Source organism: Olleya namhaensis, from assembly GCF_900114005.1.
Classification (GTDB): Bacteria; Bacteroidota; Bacteroidia; order Flavobacteriales; family Flavobacteriaceae; genus Olleya; species Olleya namhaensis.
Genome location: NZ_FORM01000001.1, coordinates 486,657 through 502,727, shown reverse-complemented (window position 1 = coordinate 502,727; position 16,071 = coordinate 486,657). Strand labels below are relative to the sequence as shown.

16 protein-coding genes and 1 tRNA gene are annotated in these 16,071 nt (G+C 31.7%); 5 read left to right on the top strand and 12 right to left on the bottom strand.

Annotated elements, in window-relative coordinates:
* The first annotated feature begins 89 nt into the window (after positions 1 to 89).
* Positions 90 to 452 (top strand): dihydroneopterin aldolase, encoded by a 363-nt coding sequence (gene folB, locus BMZ09_RS02175; protein ID WP_090837092.1) that lies wholly within the window; start codon positions 90 to 92, stop codon positions 450 to 452.
* Positions 453 to 502: 50 nt separating this feature from the next.
* Positions 503 to 573, top strand: a tRNA-Cys gene (locus BMZ09_RS02170).
* Between the two features lie 189 nt (positions 574 to 762).
* Here the strand turns inward: BMZ09_RS02170 and BMZ09_RS02165 are convergent.
* From BMZ09_RS02165 to BMZ09_RS02140, 6 genes are all read right to left on the bottom strand, one after another.
* Positions 763 to 1,113 carry a ribose-5-phosphate isomerase gene (locus BMZ09_RS02165; RefSeq protein ID WP_090837089.1) on the bottom strand — a complete coding sequence of 117 codons (351 nt, stop codon included), beginning with the start codon at positions 1,111 to 1,113 and terminating at the stop codon, positions 763 to 765.
* Positions 1,114 to 1,122: 9 nt separating this feature from the next.
* Positions 1,123 to 1,587: a GldL-related protein gene (locus tag BMZ09_RS16025; protein ID WP_394364787.1), complete on the bottom strand. Its 465-nt coding sequence runs from the start codon at positions 1,585 to 1,587 to the stop codon at positions 1,123 to 1,125.
* 69 nt (positions 1,588 to 1,656) lie between these two features.
* Positions 1,657 to 2,334 carry a LysE family translocator gene (locus BMZ09_RS02155; protein WP_090837085.1) on the bottom strand — a complete coding sequence of 226 codons (678 nt, stop codon included), beginning with the start codon at positions 2,332 to 2,334 and terminating at the stop codon, positions 1,657 to 1,659.
* A gap of 124 nt (positions 2,335 to 2,458) precedes the next feature.
* A complete protein-coding gene (locus BMZ09_RS02150) occupies positions 2,459 to 3,139 on the bottom strand; it encodes a head GIN domain-containing protein (RefSeq protein ID WP_090837083.1) in 681 nt (226 codons plus the stop codon).
* A gap of 61 nt (positions 3,140 to 3,200) precedes the next feature.
* Complete coding sequence (locus tag BMZ09_RS02145) at positions 3,201 to 3,503, bottom strand: YbjQ family protein (RefSeq protein WP_090837079.1); 303 nt, start codon at positions 3,501 to 3,503, stop codon at positions 3,201 to 3,203.
* A 194-nt stretch (positions 3,504 to 3,697) separates the two neighbouring features.
* Positions 3,698 to 5,956, bottom strand: coding sequence for a ribonuclease R family protein (locus BMZ09_RS02140; protein WP_090837077.1), 2,259 nt, complete (start codon positions 5,954 to 5,956; stop codon positions 3,698 to 3,700).
* Between the two features lie 702 nt (positions 5,957 to 6,658).
* Here BMZ09_RS02140 and rpiB point away from each other — a divergent pair.
* The 3 genes from rpiB to BMZ09_RS02125 are packed head-to-tail and all read left to right on the top strand — an operon-like array spanning position 6,659 to position 8,476.
* Positions 6,659 to 7,093 carry a ribose 5-phosphate isomerase B gene (gene rpiB, locus BMZ09_RS02135; protein ID WP_090837075.1) on the top strand — a complete coding sequence of 145 codons (435 nt, stop codon included), beginning with the start codon at positions 6,659 to 6,661 and terminating at the stop codon, positions 7,091 to 7,093.
* Positions 7,094 to 7,095: 2 nt separating this feature from the next.
* Entirely contained in the window at positions 7,096 to 8,007 is a 912-nt protein-coding gene (locus BMZ09_RS02130; protein WP_090837072.1) for a cation diffusion facilitator family transporter, read from the top strand.
* A gap of 22 nt (positions 8,008 to 8,029) precedes the next feature.
* Positions 8,030 to 8,476, top strand: coding sequence for a GNAT family N-acetyltransferase (locus BMZ09_RS02125; RefSeq protein WP_090837070.1), 447 nt, complete (start codon positions 8,030 to 8,032; stop codon positions 8,474 to 8,476).
* A gap of 337 nt (positions 8,477 to 8,813) precedes the next feature.
* Here the strand turns inward: BMZ09_RS02125 and BMZ09_RS02120 are convergent, their stop codons facing one another.
* From BMZ09_RS02120 to BMZ09_RS02095, 6 genes are all read right to left on the bottom strand, one after another.
* Complete coding sequence (locus BMZ09_RS02120) at positions 8,814 to 9,704, bottom strand: OmpA family protein (protein WP_090837068.1); 891 nt, start codon at positions 9,702 to 9,704, stop codon at positions 8,814 to 8,816.
* A gap of 60 nt (positions 9,705 to 9,764) precedes the next feature.
* The gene (locus tag BMZ09_RS02115; protein WP_090837066.1) at positions 9,765 to 11,399 is read right to left on the bottom strand and encodes a S41 family peptidase; all 1,635 of its coding nucleotides are present in this window, start codon (positions 11,397 to 11,399) and stop codon (positions 9,765 to 9,767) included.
* Positions 11,400 to 11,435: 36 nt separating this feature from the next.
* Positions 11,436 to 11,816, bottom strand: a complete 381-nt coding sequence (rnpA, locus tag BMZ09_RS02110; RefSeq protein ID WP_317042589.1) for a ribonuclease P protein component — start codon at positions 11,814 to 11,816, stop codon at positions 11,436 to 11,438.
* Between the two features lie 137 nt (positions 11,817 to 11,953).
* Positions 11,954 to 12,454 carry a hypothetical protein gene (locus BMZ09_RS02105; RefSeq protein WP_090837065.1) on the bottom strand — a complete coding sequence of 167 codons (501 nt, stop codon included), beginning with the start codon at positions 12,452 to 12,454 and terminating at the stop codon, positions 11,954 to 11,956.
* A gap of 101 nt (positions 12,455 to 12,555) precedes the next feature.
* Complete coding sequence (locus BMZ09_RS02100) at positions 12,556 to 14,379, bottom strand: M1 family metallopeptidase (protein ID WP_090837063.1); 1,824 nt, start codon at positions 14,377 to 14,379, stop codon at positions 12,556 to 12,558.
* Positions 14,380 to 14,446: 67 nt separating this feature from the next.
* Positions 14,447 to 16,063: a S8 family peptidase gene (locus BMZ09_RS02095; RefSeq protein WP_090837061.1), complete on the bottom strand. Its 1,617-nt coding sequence runs from the start codon at positions 16,061 to 16,063 to the stop codon at positions 14,447 to 14,449.
* Positions 16,064 to 16,071 lie beyond the last annotated feature (8 nt).

Genomic DNA, 16,071 nt, shown 5'->3' with positions numbered 1-16,071 from the left:
TAGTTATTTTTTAGTTGAAATGAATTTAACCACACTTTAAAATTTAGTAAAGTACTATTTTAGGTACTTTTGCTCAAAATTTATAGAAAATGGGTATAATTAAATTAGAAAATATACGTGTAACTGCTTACCATGGTTGTTTAAAAGAAGAAACTGCAATTGGAAGTGACTACAAAGTAGATTTAAAAGTAAAAGCGGACTTACAAAAAAGTACAACTTCAGATAAATTAGAAGATACTGTAGATTACGTGTTTTTAAATAAAGTTGTTGTTGAAGAAATGGCAACTCCAAGTGCACTTTTAGAGCATGTTGCTAAGCGTATTTTAGACCGTATTTTCAAAGAAGATACATTAATAACTGTTGCAACTGTAGCTGTAAGTAAAATAAATCCTCCAATTGGTGGTGATGTACAGATGGTTAGCGTCGAATTAACAGAAAAAAGAAAAAACTAACAGAAATAGGGAAAAACAGTAATTATTTTTATATTTGCTGTCCTATTAAGGGTGTCGTGGCCGAGCGGCTAGGCAGTGGTCTGCAACACCATCTACAGCGGTTCGAATCCGCTCGACACCTCAAGAAAGCGTTACTTTATAAGTAGCGCTTTTTTTTATGCTTTGTTTTTAGATGAATTTTAAATGATTAAAAGCATGTACACAATAACAATCATTTAAGAATAAAACTTAGATAAAACATTTATTTTTTCTAATTTATGATTGAAAATTATTTAGAGATTGCTTCGTACCTCGCAATGACCAACTGTATTTAATTAAACCAAACCGCATACCGTTGTCTTCTTAATTGTAATGCTAATGCCTCTTCCATTTTTAAAGCTTCTGCTCTAGTAGCAATTGGTCCAATGTGATTATATAAGCTGGGTCTTAGATAAGAACCATATTTCTCAACAATGTTTGAGGATAGTTTATGGCCTTTTTTGTTAATGTAACCAGTCTTATGTTGTAAAAACCGTTCTTTAGGTGTTTTGCTAGTCATACCAACATACAAACACTCTAGTACACCGTTAAATTGAGGATTAGCAGCTCTAAACTTAGTATTTTGAGTAAACACTTTTTTAGATAACTCGACAACATAGATATGATATTGTGTTTTAGCCATACAATTATTTTAATCTCTTACAAAGTAATCAACAGTGACTAAAATTGAAATACTTGTCACGCCAATTACAAATAATAAATTACTGTAAGGCCAATGTTGAATTTTAAATAGGGCGCCTAAAAAAATACAAGCAACAGCAAAAATTGCAAAAGCAATATACACTACTTTTAAAACCCCTTTAATTTTTATGTTACCAAAATTAAGAACACTAGTCCCTTCATTAATAAACCACCAACCAAATAATAGTAATAACATAACATTAAAAAATACAGGAAGTTGATAGAGATGAAATATGGTAATCAGATAGTTAAAACACCACAATACTACTAATGCGAGTTTGACATAATCCATTGTCGATTTTTCTACAATAGGAATAAATCTTAATGGGTATAAAATCAGAATTCCTAAGATAGAAATTAGCATTAATGTATTAGAATAAGGCCAATGCATTATTTTAAACAACGCACCTATCAATAAAATTGAGACACAAATACGAAGCAGTAGACTAAATTTTTTAGGTTCAATAGTATCCAAGAAGCTATTTTATAAAGGATTAATTTGCTCCAGTTTTTCCTTAAGTTTTTCTTTTTCTTCTGGAAAAAAGCCCTGCGCAAGCAGTAAGATACCAAATCCTAGAATAACAATGGCAATAACTTTTTTGGTTTTAAAAATTAACCTTGGCGTTAATTTATTTTTAAGACGCTTGGCAGCAACAATTTTAAACAAATCAGTAACAAAATAAGCGATTAACATTGTGCTTACAAACACAATCACACCATTTTCTGAAGTTGTAATTTTATTAGCCAAAACTATAAAACCTAACCAACCTAATAACACACCAATGTTAATAAAGTTAAGTAAAAAACCTTTTATAAAAAGCTTACCATAGTCTTTCTGAATTTCAACTTTATGGTATTCTTTTACAATTGATCTAAACGATCTTGATGTTTTTATAAAAGAAATTAACCCATAAACCACTAATAAAACACCACCAAAGATTATAAAATTTGGATCGTTTTCAATTTTACCAACCAGTTTTTCTGTACTAAAAAATGCAACAACTATAAATAAAACATCGGCTAAAATTACACCTGCATCAAAGATTAATGCACTTCTAGCACCTTTGGTAGCACTAGTTTCTAATAAAACGAAAAAAACAGGTCCTACGGTAAAAGAAAGTATAATACCAAAAGGAATAGCTGCAAGTATGTCGTCGAACATTGATTTTTGTTGAGTTTATTACAAAGTAAAGAAAATATTTAGTTAACACATAGTACAATAGCTACAAATAAAAAAAGCCTCAAATATAATTTGAGGCTTTTTTGATGTAATATAATATACTATTTTACTCGGTATCCTTTACTCTAATTTTACCGCCAAAAGTTTGTTTTTTAGTTACATTTTTTGGGTTTCCGTATATATCAATAGTTCCACCAGCAGTGATGCGTGCATCTACAGAGTTGCTTGCTTTTACTTCTGCTTCTCCCGCAGCTCTTACTTTTACGGTAGTATTTTTTGTTTCAAAATCACGTCCCTCGTAAATACCGCCTGTATTAAGCGTAATATCCTGAGTGTTGGCTTTACCTCTAGTTTCTATAATTCCGCCAGAAACAGCCCTTACAGTTACTCTATCGACATCTAAGCTAACAATAATAGAAGCACCTTCTTGCGCACGAAGCTCAATACTGTCTTGCGTAATCAACTCATTACCCACAACCTTTGCACCTTCGTTAGCATCAATAAGCTTTATATCTGAGTAATGTACAGCTACAAATGTCTTGGTACCATCAAAACTACGATCCAGTTTCATGCGGACTTTAAGTAAGTTGTTTTTGATAATAATTTCTACATCATCAGCGTTTTCGCCAGTAATCATAACTTTATTTTCGTCAGATTTTACCAGGCTAACTTTAATTAAATCAAAGACTTTAACTTCATTAAAATCGCCAACATTTTTATTTATAGGATTCTGTGCTACTAAAAAAGTAGTGCTTAAAAAGAATACTGCAAGTAATAAATTTTTCATTTTAAAAGGTTTTGTTTTAATAAAGAGCATTCTTTTTATGGAATGTTACAGTTATTAACAATTATTTATCTGTAGCCACAGAAACGGCTGTTCCAGTAACTGAAACATAAAAGTGAGAGCCATTAACAATTTCCATATCTACACTAATACCAACAACTGCATTTGCATTTAAATTACTAGCATTAGTCTGTAATTCTTGAAAAGCGTGTTCTTTAGCTTCATCAATAACGTCTGTAGTTATAATTTTATTTTTCTCAGTCTTAAAAGAAAATTTTGTTTTCATTTCAAAAGACGTTCCAGTAATAATCCCTTTATATTCTACTATTCTAAATCCTTCAATGGAGTTTGTTGTTGTTAATATCATGGCTATTTATTTATTTATTTATTTATTAGTTGAAAATTTTATTGAAATGTTACAAGTTTTATCTACAACCGTTCTTTCTTAATTGGTACCAAAATAGAAAAATTGTACCATAACTTTAAAAGTCCTTGATACAATTTTTCTTTATTTATTCTCACATTCATGGTAGTATGAATGTTAGTAGTGTTGATTATAGATTATTCTGAAACTTCTTTAGGTTCGTATTTTCCTATTAAATCAAAATCTAAATGACGTTTTACTAAATCTGCATTTTTTACTTTGACAATTACTTCGTCTCCTAATTGATACATGGTCTTAGTATCACGACCAATAATAGCGTATTGTTCTTGATCAAACTCGTAATAATCACCTTTTACATCTCTAATTCGGACCATACCTTCGCACTTGTTTGAGATAATTTCTATATAAATTCCCCAATCTGTAGCTCCAGAAATAACACCAACAAATTCTTCATCTTGGTGGTCTTGCATAAATCTGATCTGCATGTATTTAGTCGAGTCGCGTTCTGCTTTAGTTGCTAAATATTCCATGTTACTAGAATGTTTACACTTCTCTTCATATTCTTCTTGATTAGCACTTTTTCCGCCATCTAAATAACGTTGTAACAATCTGTGTGCCATCACATCAGGATAACGTCTAATTGGAGATGTAAAGTGAGAGTAATCTCCAAATGCCAATCCGTAATGTCCTATATTTTTGGTAGTATACTCCGCTTTAGACATAGTTCTAATAGCTAAAGTATCTACTAAATTTTGTTCTTTTTTACCTTGTACATCAGATAATAATTGATTTAAAGAGGCTGCAACACCTGCTTTACTTTTAAAATCTAATTTATGACCAAATCTAGCAGCTACACCTTGTAAAGACGCTAGTTTACTTTCGTCCGGCTCATCATGCACACGATATACAAACGTCCTTGGTGGTGTCATTTTTGATACAAATTCCGATACTTTTTTGTTAGCTAGAAGCATAAATTCTTCTATTAACTTGTTAGCATCTTTACTTGTTTTAAAATGTACACCTACTGGGTTAGCGTCTTGATCTAAAGTAAATTTAACCTCTACTTTATCAAAACTAATTGCTCCCGATTGCATACGTTTACCACGCATTTTTTTAGCCAATTCGTCTAATTTTAAAACGGCTTGTGCTATTTCTGGTGTTGTATTATAAGCTTTATCTGTTATAGATACTTCTGCAGGAATGCTAGTATCAATCTTTTCTGGATTAGAAATAGTTTCAGCTTTATTAAACGCAATATTATTTTCTATAATTGCCTGAGCTTCTTCATAAGCAAAACGTGCATCACTGTACGTTACTGTACGACCAAACCATTGGTCTTTAATTTCGGCTTTTTCATTTATTTTAAACACTGCAGAAAACGTATATTTTTCTTCATGTGGACGTAAAGAACATGCTCCGTTAGATAAAATCTCTGGTAACATAGGTACGACACGATCTACTAAATACACGGATGTTGCACGCTCATAAGCCTCGTCATCTAAAACGGTACCTTCTTTTAAATAATGCGATACATCTGCAATATGAATCCCGATTTCAAATAAACCGTCATCTAAAACGGTAAATGATAAGGCATCATCAAAATCTTTAGCATCTCTTGGATCAATTGTAAAGGTTAAATCTTTACGCATGTCACGACGTTTTGCTATTTCTTCTGGCTGAATTTTTAAATCAATGTTATTAGCATACGCTTCTACTTCTTCCGGAAACTCATATGGTAAACCATATTCTGCTAAAATGGAATGTATTTCTGTATTATGCTCACCTGCTTTTCCTAAAACTTTAATCACACGCCCATTTGGAGAGTCTGCCTTATCTGGCCATTCCTCCATAGTAACAACCACTTTATCACCATCTTCGGCTTTAAGTGTTTTGTTAATAGGCACAAAAATGTCAGTTTTCATTTTATTACCATCTACTACTACAAAAGCAAAGTTTTTCTTTTCGTGGATTTGAATAATACCAACATACTCTGTTTTAGCACGTTTAATAATATTGGTAATCTCACCTTCTAGTTTACCTTGTTTTCTGCGTTTATAAACGTATAATTCTACTTCGTCACCGTTTAATGCTTTGTTAACATTATTAGAGGCTATGTATATATCATTTTCAAAAGCATCACAAATAACGTAACCGTTACCACGCTGTGCAGCATCAAAAATACCAATATGATATTCGTTATTAAGTATCGCTTTAAACTTACCGCGTTCTACCTCTTCTATTTCGGCATTAGCCTTAAGTTTAGCAAGCTTTTTTATAATTTGATTTCTACTACTAGCATCATTAACTCCTATTTTGGCAGCAATTTGCTTATAGTTAAAGCTTTGGTTTCTCTCTTTTTTTAAAATACTAAGAATTGTATTTGTAAGGTTGGAAATCTTATTGTTTGAAGGTTTCCTATGTTTTTTTTTTGTCATGTAATTTGTAATCTATTGAATCTCTAAGTTACTCGAAATTCTGTTATGTTCAAACTTAATACAAGGAGAAGATTGGTTATTAAGTTTATACAAAGCTACGTTTTTAATATTAAACTAATATTAAACTAATATTAAATCTCTTTTTTAGAGTTATCCACATATATACTATATATCATTTATTTTCTTTTAAAATTTAAAAAAAAAATAGTGATTATTATTGCTTGTTAATAGCGGTATAACTTTTTAAGGTTTTGATTTGATTTGTTTACTAAAGCACTCTATTAACAAGTTATTAAAAGGTTAAAGTAATTGATAATAAACAAAATACTTAGGTTATTAACAACTGTTAACAACGTATGTTGACAATGTATTTTTAATAAGTATTTAATTTTTTCATGTTGGTATGTGTCTTTTTTTTAATGATAAGTCTCCAAAAAAAAAGTGCTAACTTTTTTGGTTGTTAATAACCAATTTTGGTTTGGAAAATTATCTGGATAATCCTAACAAAAGTTTTAAAAAACAATCAGATGTTATTAACAAGTAATTAATAATTAAACACGAGTAGTTAACAATTGATTGTAACGTCTTCATTTTTAAAATAAAGACGAAATTAAATTTTATCAATAAGTTAATACCTATTACTTATTATTACTTGTAATCAATTATTAACTTTGAAACTTTAATAAACAACACACTACTACTATGAAAATATCAATCGGAAACGATCATGCAGGTACAGACTACAAGTTTACAATCCTTAAACATTTAGAATCAAAGGGTTATATTGTTAATAACTATGGAACGGATAAAAATGACAGCGTAGATTATCCAGATTTTGTACACCCAGTTGCAGAAGATGTGGCTAATAATAAAGTTGATTTTGGGATTTTAATTTGTGGTAGCGCCAATGGTGTTGCTATGACTGCTAATAAACATCAAAAAGTTAGAGCTGGTGTTTGTTGGACAAAAGAAATAACAGCGTTAACAAGACAACATAATAATGCTAACATTATATGTATCCCTGCACGTTATACGTCAGTACAACAAGCAGTAGCCATGGTAGATACCTTTTTAGGAACTAAATTTGAAGGTGGACGTCATCAAAACCGTGTTGATAAGATCCCTGTTGGCTGTTAATAATGGGGCATGATCACGTACATAACCATAATCATAACGATCTAAAAGGTCGTAATCTAGTTATATCCATACTTTTAAATATATTAATTACTGTAGCTCAGGTTATTGGAGGATTAGTATCCGGAAGTCTGGCATTGTTAAGTGATGCGTTACATAATTTTAGTGATGTACTCTCTTTAATTGTAAGCTATATAGCTAATAGGTTATCAAAAAAAGAAGCGTCTTTACAAAGGACGTTTGGTTTTAAACGCGCTGAGATTTTAGCAGCTTTTATTAATGCTTCTACCTTAATAATAGTTGCTATTTTGTTAATAATAGAGGCGGCTAAGCGTATTCAAGATCCACAAATAGTACAAAGTAACTTAGTTATATGGTTATCTATTTTAGGTATTTTAGCTAATGGTTTTAGTGTCTTGCTATTAAAAAAAGATAGCCAGGCAAATATGAACATGCGTAGTGCTTATTTACACTTATTAACAGATATGTTAGCAAGTGTTGCTGTTTTGATTGGTGGTTTATTAATGAAATTTTATCAGTTATATTGGGTAGATAGTGCATTAACCTTAGCCATAGCTATTTATCTAATTTGGATGGGCTTTGATTTATTAAAAGAATCTACTAAAGTATTAATGTTATTTACACCAGATACAATACCTATAGATCAGATTGTAAAAGAGATTAACGCTTTCGCGGAAATTAAAAACGTGCACCATATACATGTATGGCAATTAAATGAAAATGAAACTCATTTTGAAGCGCATATAGATTTTGAACATGATATTACATTAACACAGTTTGATAAAATATTACATAAAGTGGAAGATTTATTGCTTAATAAATTTGAAATTAACCATGTTAACATCCAACCAGAATACGGAAAAGATGATGTAAAAGATGTTATTGTACAGGATTAAAAGTATAGACTAATTAGTAAACATGATAGAAATTAAAGTAAAAACCTTTCAAGAATTAACAACACAACAGTTGTATGATATACTGCAATTACGAAGCGAGGTATTTGTGGTTGAGCAAGATTGTGTATATCAAGATATTGATGGTAAAGATCAAAAAGCATTACATGTAATTGGTTTTAAAGATCAGAAAATAGTGGCTTACACACGCCTTTTTAAACCTGGTGATTATTTTGAATTAGCAAGTATTGGACGTGTTATTGTTAGTCAAGCGCAACGACAATATAAGTATGGTTATGATATAATGAATGCGTCTATTGAAGCAGTTAAAACACACTATAACAAAACCGAAATTAAAATTTCTGCACAGTGTTATTTAAAACGTTTTTACGGTAATCTAGGATTTAAAGAAGTTGGTGACGAGTATCTTGAAGATGGTATTCCGCATATCGGGATGATATATAAAAAATAAAAAAACCGCTTCGGCACGAAGCGGTTTTATAAGAAGGTTAACTAACTACTCTAACCTTACTTAGAAATAAGTCTTATTAATAGCTTAACTAAATTTTAGTTAAGCTATTTTTTATTGGAAGGCAAACATACAATACAGTTTGTGTTTATTAAAAGTTCTCTGTTTAATTTCACTTATTTTAGGTTTAAAAGCAAAGCTTAGGATAAGCAGTAATATCTTAGGATTAACGGTTGTATTGTACTGTATATTTAATAACTTTTTTAAGGTGTATTTTATATATATACATAAAAAAAGAGCCCTAAATAAAGCTCTTTTATGATAATCTAAGATTTATGTTTTACTCTGCTTTACCAACATAAGTAATTAAAATTTCTACACGTCTATCCAATTCTGGTGCACCACCTAATGGAAATTTACGACGCATACCAACGTATTTCATTCGTTTTTTATCTACGCCTTTTCGGGCTAAATAATCGTAGATATATTTTGCTCTGGCTACGGATAAATTACGCTTTTTAGTCTTTTTATCTACTGCATCACGACTCATTTGTGTACAACAAACGTGACCCTGAATGGTAAAATAAAGATTCTTTTTATCTAACATTAGCTTGGCTAAATCCTCTAAAGTTTTCTTGGAGTCTGAAGTAACGTAGCTGTAACTAGTCTTAAAATATATTTTATCTAGGGTTATCTTATCCCCTTTTTTTATTGTCCCATTAGCAATATCGTCCGTAGTTTTTGGACCATCTATTATAGGTTGTGCTTCTTCTACTATTTCTACAACTTCAGGCGTTTCTTCAGGCTGCTCTTCTACTATAATTTCAGGTTGTTTTGGCGTAACAATAATTTCTACTTTACGATTTAATCCTCTTATTTTATGGACTTCGTCTTCGTTTAAAACCTTAAGTAAAATTTCTCCTTTACCGTTAACGTTGGTTATTAGATTTTCGTCAATTCCGTAACCAGAAAATAGTTCTTTTATAGTATTTGCTCGGTTTTGTGATAACTCTAAATTATAGTCATTACTACCCCTATCATCTGTAAATCCGTAAATGGATATTTTTTGAATAGGAATACTGTCTAAGTTAGATATAAATAATAGTATGCGATTTTCTTCTGTTAATGGCACGTCATATTCGTCTGTATTAAAGTACACATCATGCTTTAATTCGCTTTGCGAAAAAACCATAGTGGTACTAAACCATATAAAAAGTAATAGGTGTTTCATATCTTTAAACTAGCATTAAATATACCAAAAATTAAATATGTTAAAATTTATTGGTTGTTTTTAGTTTAAATAGCGGTTATACTGAGACGTATTTGCTAAAATTTCGGTTGCTTTTTTTATCTCTTCATTGTTAGTTTTGTAATATTCATACAAACCTTCTCTGTAGACGTAACGTTTAACAATCTCGTCTGTTAATAAGTTAATAAGTAGCTTTTTATTATCCTGTACAGCTTTTGCTTTAGAGTTGTCTAAATTAGTAATTAATGTTTTATAATCTTTACTAATGTCATCATCTAAATTCTCTGTTTTAGAGACTTCTAATGCTTTTTTTAGTGCCTTTTCTGTTTCTGTTTCAAACTCAAAACCACTAGTGTTTAAATAGCTTTTAAAGGCATTAAAATCTGCGTCTGTTAACTTAAAGTTGTTAATATCTTCAATCTTATGATCGTAGTAGTATGTTGTAGCAAAGTCAAAGACACTCTGACTGCTTAGAATAGCATCTGTAATTGCTGTATTTTTTGTGACTTCAATTGCTTCGTCAGGAAAAACACCGCCACCATCAAATACTTTTCTACCATTTTTGGTTTTAAAGACGTTGTAATTTTCTTGTTTTACACGGACAGCATTTCCACTATCGTCCCTATTCCAATAATCTAAAGCTTGTATACAACGTCCTGATGGCGTATAATATCTAGAGATAGTTACTTTTAATTGGGTACCGTAAGTCAATTTTTTTGGGCGTTGCACTAGTCCTTTTCCAAAACTTCTAGACCCAACAACTACTGCTCTGTCTAAATCTTGAAGTGTACCAGAAACAATTTCTGAGGCTGATGCACTACGTCCATTTATTAACACTACAACAGGTATGTTAATATCTATTGGTTCTTTTTTTGTGTAATACGTTTTGTTGTATTTTTTGACTTTAGATTTTGTGGTAACTACTAGCTGTCCTTTTGGTACAAATAGGTTAACTACGTTTACGGCTTCGTTTAGTAACCCACCTGGATTACCTCTTAGGTCTAAAATAATTTTTTTAGCACCTTGCGCTTTTAAATCTTTTAAAGCATAACCTGTTTGAGAGGATGCTTTGGCATTAAATTTTTGTAATACAATATAACCTGTTTGCTCATCTATCATAGAAAAATGAGGTACTGCATCTATCTCTATTTCTGATCGTGTTACAGAAGTAGTATTTGATTTACCTTGACGTGTGTAGGTTACTATTAATGCTGAGTTTGGTGCTCCTTTTAAAAGGTTTGAAGCGTCACCATCATAACCAGCAACAGACACACCATCTATAGCTGTAATTTGATCTCCGGCTTTTAATCCTGCTTTATCTGCTGGGTAATCTTTATAAGGCTCTACAACTACTAATTTATCTTTTAATGTTCTAATACGTGCACCAACACCAGTGTAATCTCCAGTACGACGTATACGTTCTGCTTCTACATCCTGCTCATTATAAAATTTGGTGTACGGATCCAAATCGTTAAGCATATTTTTAATGGCATTATCCATTAACTCAGCTGGATTAGTCTCGTCAACATAGTTCATATTTAACTCTTTAAAAAGCGTTGTAAATATTTCTATTTGCTTAGCAATTTCAAAAAAATCGTTTTTAAAAGAGGATCCTGTAATTAGTATAACAACAGCAAAAACCGGAATTAAAATGCGTCGTTTAAATATGTTTTTCATGGTGTGTGTATTTATTCTATCTAAAAATAAACCAAATTATTTATGGTCTTGTTTAGAAATTTGGTCATTAAACTTAGTAAATAACGCTTTCATTTTTTTGTCAATGGTTACAAAATCAGGCATTTCTTTACCAATATATAAAATCATTAGCGTGTAAGACTCAATATTATAGTCTATTAACATAGTTTTATTAAGTCTGTAACCTTCTCTTAGTAATCGTTTTATACGAATTCTATGTACTGCTAATTTAAAATTACGCTTACTTACAGAAACGCCAACTTTTAAAGCGTCATCGTTTTTTAAATAAACCAGTCGCAAAGGATATGCCGAAACTGATTTTCCGGCCACGAATAATTTTTCGATTGCCTTTTGGCTTTTAAGCTTTTCATGCTTGTTATAGGTAAGACGCATTGTCATTTAATGTATTAAGGCTTTTTTGTCACAGCTTTTATTAGTTTTTAGCACTAATATTTAGTGTAATTTGAGATGTAAATATCTTCAAACCCAATTAAAGTGCGAATATACACAATATAAAAAATTATAAATTGTACGGTTTAAAACAAAAACAACAAACGCTCTTGACCATCTGGTAATCCAATGATATTATTAGCATAATCGTTTTGATATTGTAACGTTCCTTTTTTAATATAACCTTCTGCTTTTGGCATACAAGCGCCCCATGCTCCTGAAGGTTTACAATCTTCTAAATCTAATGTTACTATGGTATGATCTTCCACAGTAATTACAGCATGTTTATAGTTTTTAGCTGTTGTTAAAGCATCTTTAATATTAGTTTTACTGATGTTAATAACCTTTTTTGCGATAGGAGTTGCTTCTTTTTTAAAACTGTCTATTGGATTATTAGAGGTGTCTTTTTCTAGATTTTTAATATTTTCTAAAAATGCAATAGAAGTAGTATTAGTACTTTTTTTAGCCGTATTTACTGTGTTATTAGTTGTTTCAGTTTTTGAATTATTATCTAATTTTTTTGCTTTAGGGTCTTCTTTGCAACCTAAAATTAGGATACAAATTAATGCCATGGTGATACGTTTCATGTGGTATGATTTTAATGTGAGTCTTTTCAAATATAATCGTTTCTAAAACAAAAAAGCCGCAACCTAAGTTGCAGCTTTTAGAATTTATTAAAAAAGGAATGTTAGTTTAAAACATTATTCTTTTTATCTATATCAGCCATTAATTGATTTGGATCTATTGTTATAGACTTAATCATACTTTTAGATTTGTTAATACTAAAACTGTACGTTGGCATTGCCCAAGCCCAGTCGTTTAATACTTTAGTAGTTGTAGCTACTGGCTTTTCGCCACGCATCATTTGTAATGGTACGTAAAATTGCGCTGTTGTTCCGTCTGTATATTCTACTTCAATATCTAAAGGCATTGGCATTAATCCTATACGCTCTAAATTAACGGTTGTAATGCTATTATTTTCTTCTGTTGAAGTAACAGCATAATCAACGGTATTAGTTGTCTGTGTCCAGTCTGTTAGGTACCAGTTAAGCTCTAAACCTGAAACTTTTTCGGCAGTACGAATAATATCAATTGGTGTTGGATGTTTAAAAGCAAAGTCGTTAAAATATTTTTTAAGCGTTAGTTTTAAATTATCAGCGCCAATAATATAACCTAATTGAGATAAAAATACTGATCCTTTATTATAAGCAGTAATACCATACGCCATGTTAGTATCATAACGATCGGCATGCGTTGTTTGTGGTTTTTCTTTTCCTGATTTTACTAAATAATAATATCCGTTGTAAGCACCAGCAGCAGGGTTTTTAAGCTTAGAATTATTAACAGCGTCCATTGCATAATCGCTAATGTAACTTGTAAATCCTTCGTCCATCCACTCATGTTTAGCTTCGTTAGAGGCTAATAAAAACTGAAACCAAGTATGTGCCATCTCATGTGCGGTAACACCAACTAAACTTCCAAAACTACGTTTTCCTGTAATTAAAGTACACATTGCGTACTCCATACCACCATCTCCTCCTTGAATAACAGAGTATTGATCGTAAGGATATTTACCAACATTTTCAGAAAAATATTGCATTAACTGTACTGTTTTAGGTTGTAAGTCTTTCCAATATTGTAAGTTTTCTGCAGGTAAATCTTTTTTGTAGTAAAAGTTTAGCATTGGACCATTTGGTACTTGCATAGTATCGTGAATATAATCAGGATCTGCAGCCCACGTAAAGTCATGTACTCTTGGTGCTTTAAAACGTAATGTTTTTTTGTTTCCTTTTATTTCAGCGTCTCCTTGTTGGTAACCTGTACCTCCAACAATGTAGTTTTTGTCAATGGTTAAGTTAACTTCAAAGTCTCCCCAAACACCATGAAACTCGCGTCCAATGTATGGATCAGCATGCCATCCTTCAAAATCATATTCAGCTAATTTTGGATACCATTGTGTCATAGATAATGCTACACCTTCTGCATTATCACGACCAGAACGTCTAATTTGTTGTGGTACTTGTGCATCAAAATCCATAGTAAATGTTACACTTTCTCCTGGTTGGATTGGTTTTGCTAAATCTACTTCTAAAACAGTCCCAACCGTTTCATGGTTTAATGCTTTACCGTTTTGTTTTAGGCTGTTTACTTTTATGTAACCAATCTCATTAGGTTTAAGTTTACTAATACGGTCTCCAACACGTCTGTCTGGATCTGCAATAGTACGAGAACGTACATCCATTTCGCTACCTGGTTGGAAGGCATTAAAATATAAATGGTAATACACACGACCTAAAACGTCTGGCGAGTTATTAGTGTACACTAAGGTTTGTTTTCCTTTGTATTGATACGATTTTACATCCATATCAATATCCATTTTATAATCCACATGTTGCTGCCAATATGTAGATTGTGTTTTGCTTTGATTGGTTGCTGAAGCTGCCATTTGTTTGGTAGACTTACAACCTGTAAGCACACCAAAAGCAGTAATTAAAAGTAGTAGTTTTTTCATTGGTATTTAAATTGAAATAAAAAAGCCTCAACTAAAATAGGTTGAGGCTTTTTTTATTATTGAATTGTTATTTAGAAATTTGTGAAGCCACAATTAAAGCATTGTAAGCATTTACAATTTTAGCTGATTTACTTAAATTAGCAAATGGCTGAACGTTAGAAGCATCACCACCAACAACTACTTTAGCAGGAATAGCTAAACCAGAATCCATAATGATTTGTTTAACCTGAGATGCTTTTAGTTTTGGATACTGAGACCAAACTAAAGCAGCAACACCAGCTACAGCAGGAGATGCCATACTTGTTCCTCCCATTGCTTTGTATTCGTTTTCTGGAGTTGTTGAGTACACTTCAGATCCTGGAGCAAATACATCTACGTTTTGTTTTCCGTAGTTAGAAAAACCAGAGACTAATTTAGTACCATAACTTGGCGCTAAAGATCCTACTCTAATATAAGTATTTGAAACTTCTACATAGTCTACATTATCATCCGGGAAGTTAGGTTCTGTATCAACATTTTTGCTATCGTTTCCAGCAGCATGTACAAAAATCACCCCTTTATCACTTGCGTATTTGATAGCATCTCTTACCCATTCTGGGTGCATAGAGAAACTTTTACCAAAACTACCATTAATTACTTTTGCACCATTATCTACTGCATATCTAATAGCTTTTGCAACATCTTTGTCATACTCGTCACCATTAGGTACTGCACGAATAGCCATAATTTTTACATTATTAGCAACACCATTTGCTCCTAAACCGTTGTTACGCTCTGCAGCAATAATACCTGCAACGTGCGTTCCATGACTTTCAGATTTTTTTGTTGGCATCACATTAGCATTACCATAACCTGGCTTGTCATTAAAATCGTTTGGATCATCTCCTGTTTTACGACCTTTAAACTCTTTGTTAAGGTTTGCATTCAGTTGGTCTGTAAAATACTCTACACCACCTTTAATTTGCTCTTCAGCTTCAGGAATAGAAGTCATCCCGTTAGCATACATATATTTAGCAGTAGCCACTGCTGTTGCTAATTCTGATCCTTCTGCCGGCGTTAAAGCATTTACTTCTGCAGGTGTATAATCAGACTTTTTAAAATGTGCAGTTAATACTTTGTTTGCACTAGATATCTGAGCATAAATTTGATCGTAACGTTGTTTACCGCTTAACGCTTTTTGATACGCTTCTTCTAATTGTGCATTAGCTTCAGCATATCTTGGAATACTTGTATCCAAGGTAGCAGCAATACGTGTCATTTCTAATTGCTCATCATAAGCATCACCTAAAAAGTTCCAACCATGGATATCATCGATGTATCCGTTTTTATCATCATCTATTCCGTTTCCTGCAATTTCTTTTGGATTTGTCCAAATTACACCATCTAAATCTTCGTGTGTAATATCTATTCCAGAATCGATTACTGCAACAATAATTTGCTGTCCTTTTTTACCTTTTATTATTTCGGCGTAAGCCTTATCAACACTCATTCCAGGAATAGTATCTTTAGATAAATCTAAATGTCCCCAATTATGAGCTTCAGTTTCTGTTAAGTCAGATTCTTTAATAGGTGTATTGTCTATATTTTCTATTGGAGTAGATAATATTGGTGCACCACCACCACAACTTGATAACGCTATTGCAGCAAAAGCTGAATATAAAATAGGCTTAAAGTTAATTTTCATTATAAATT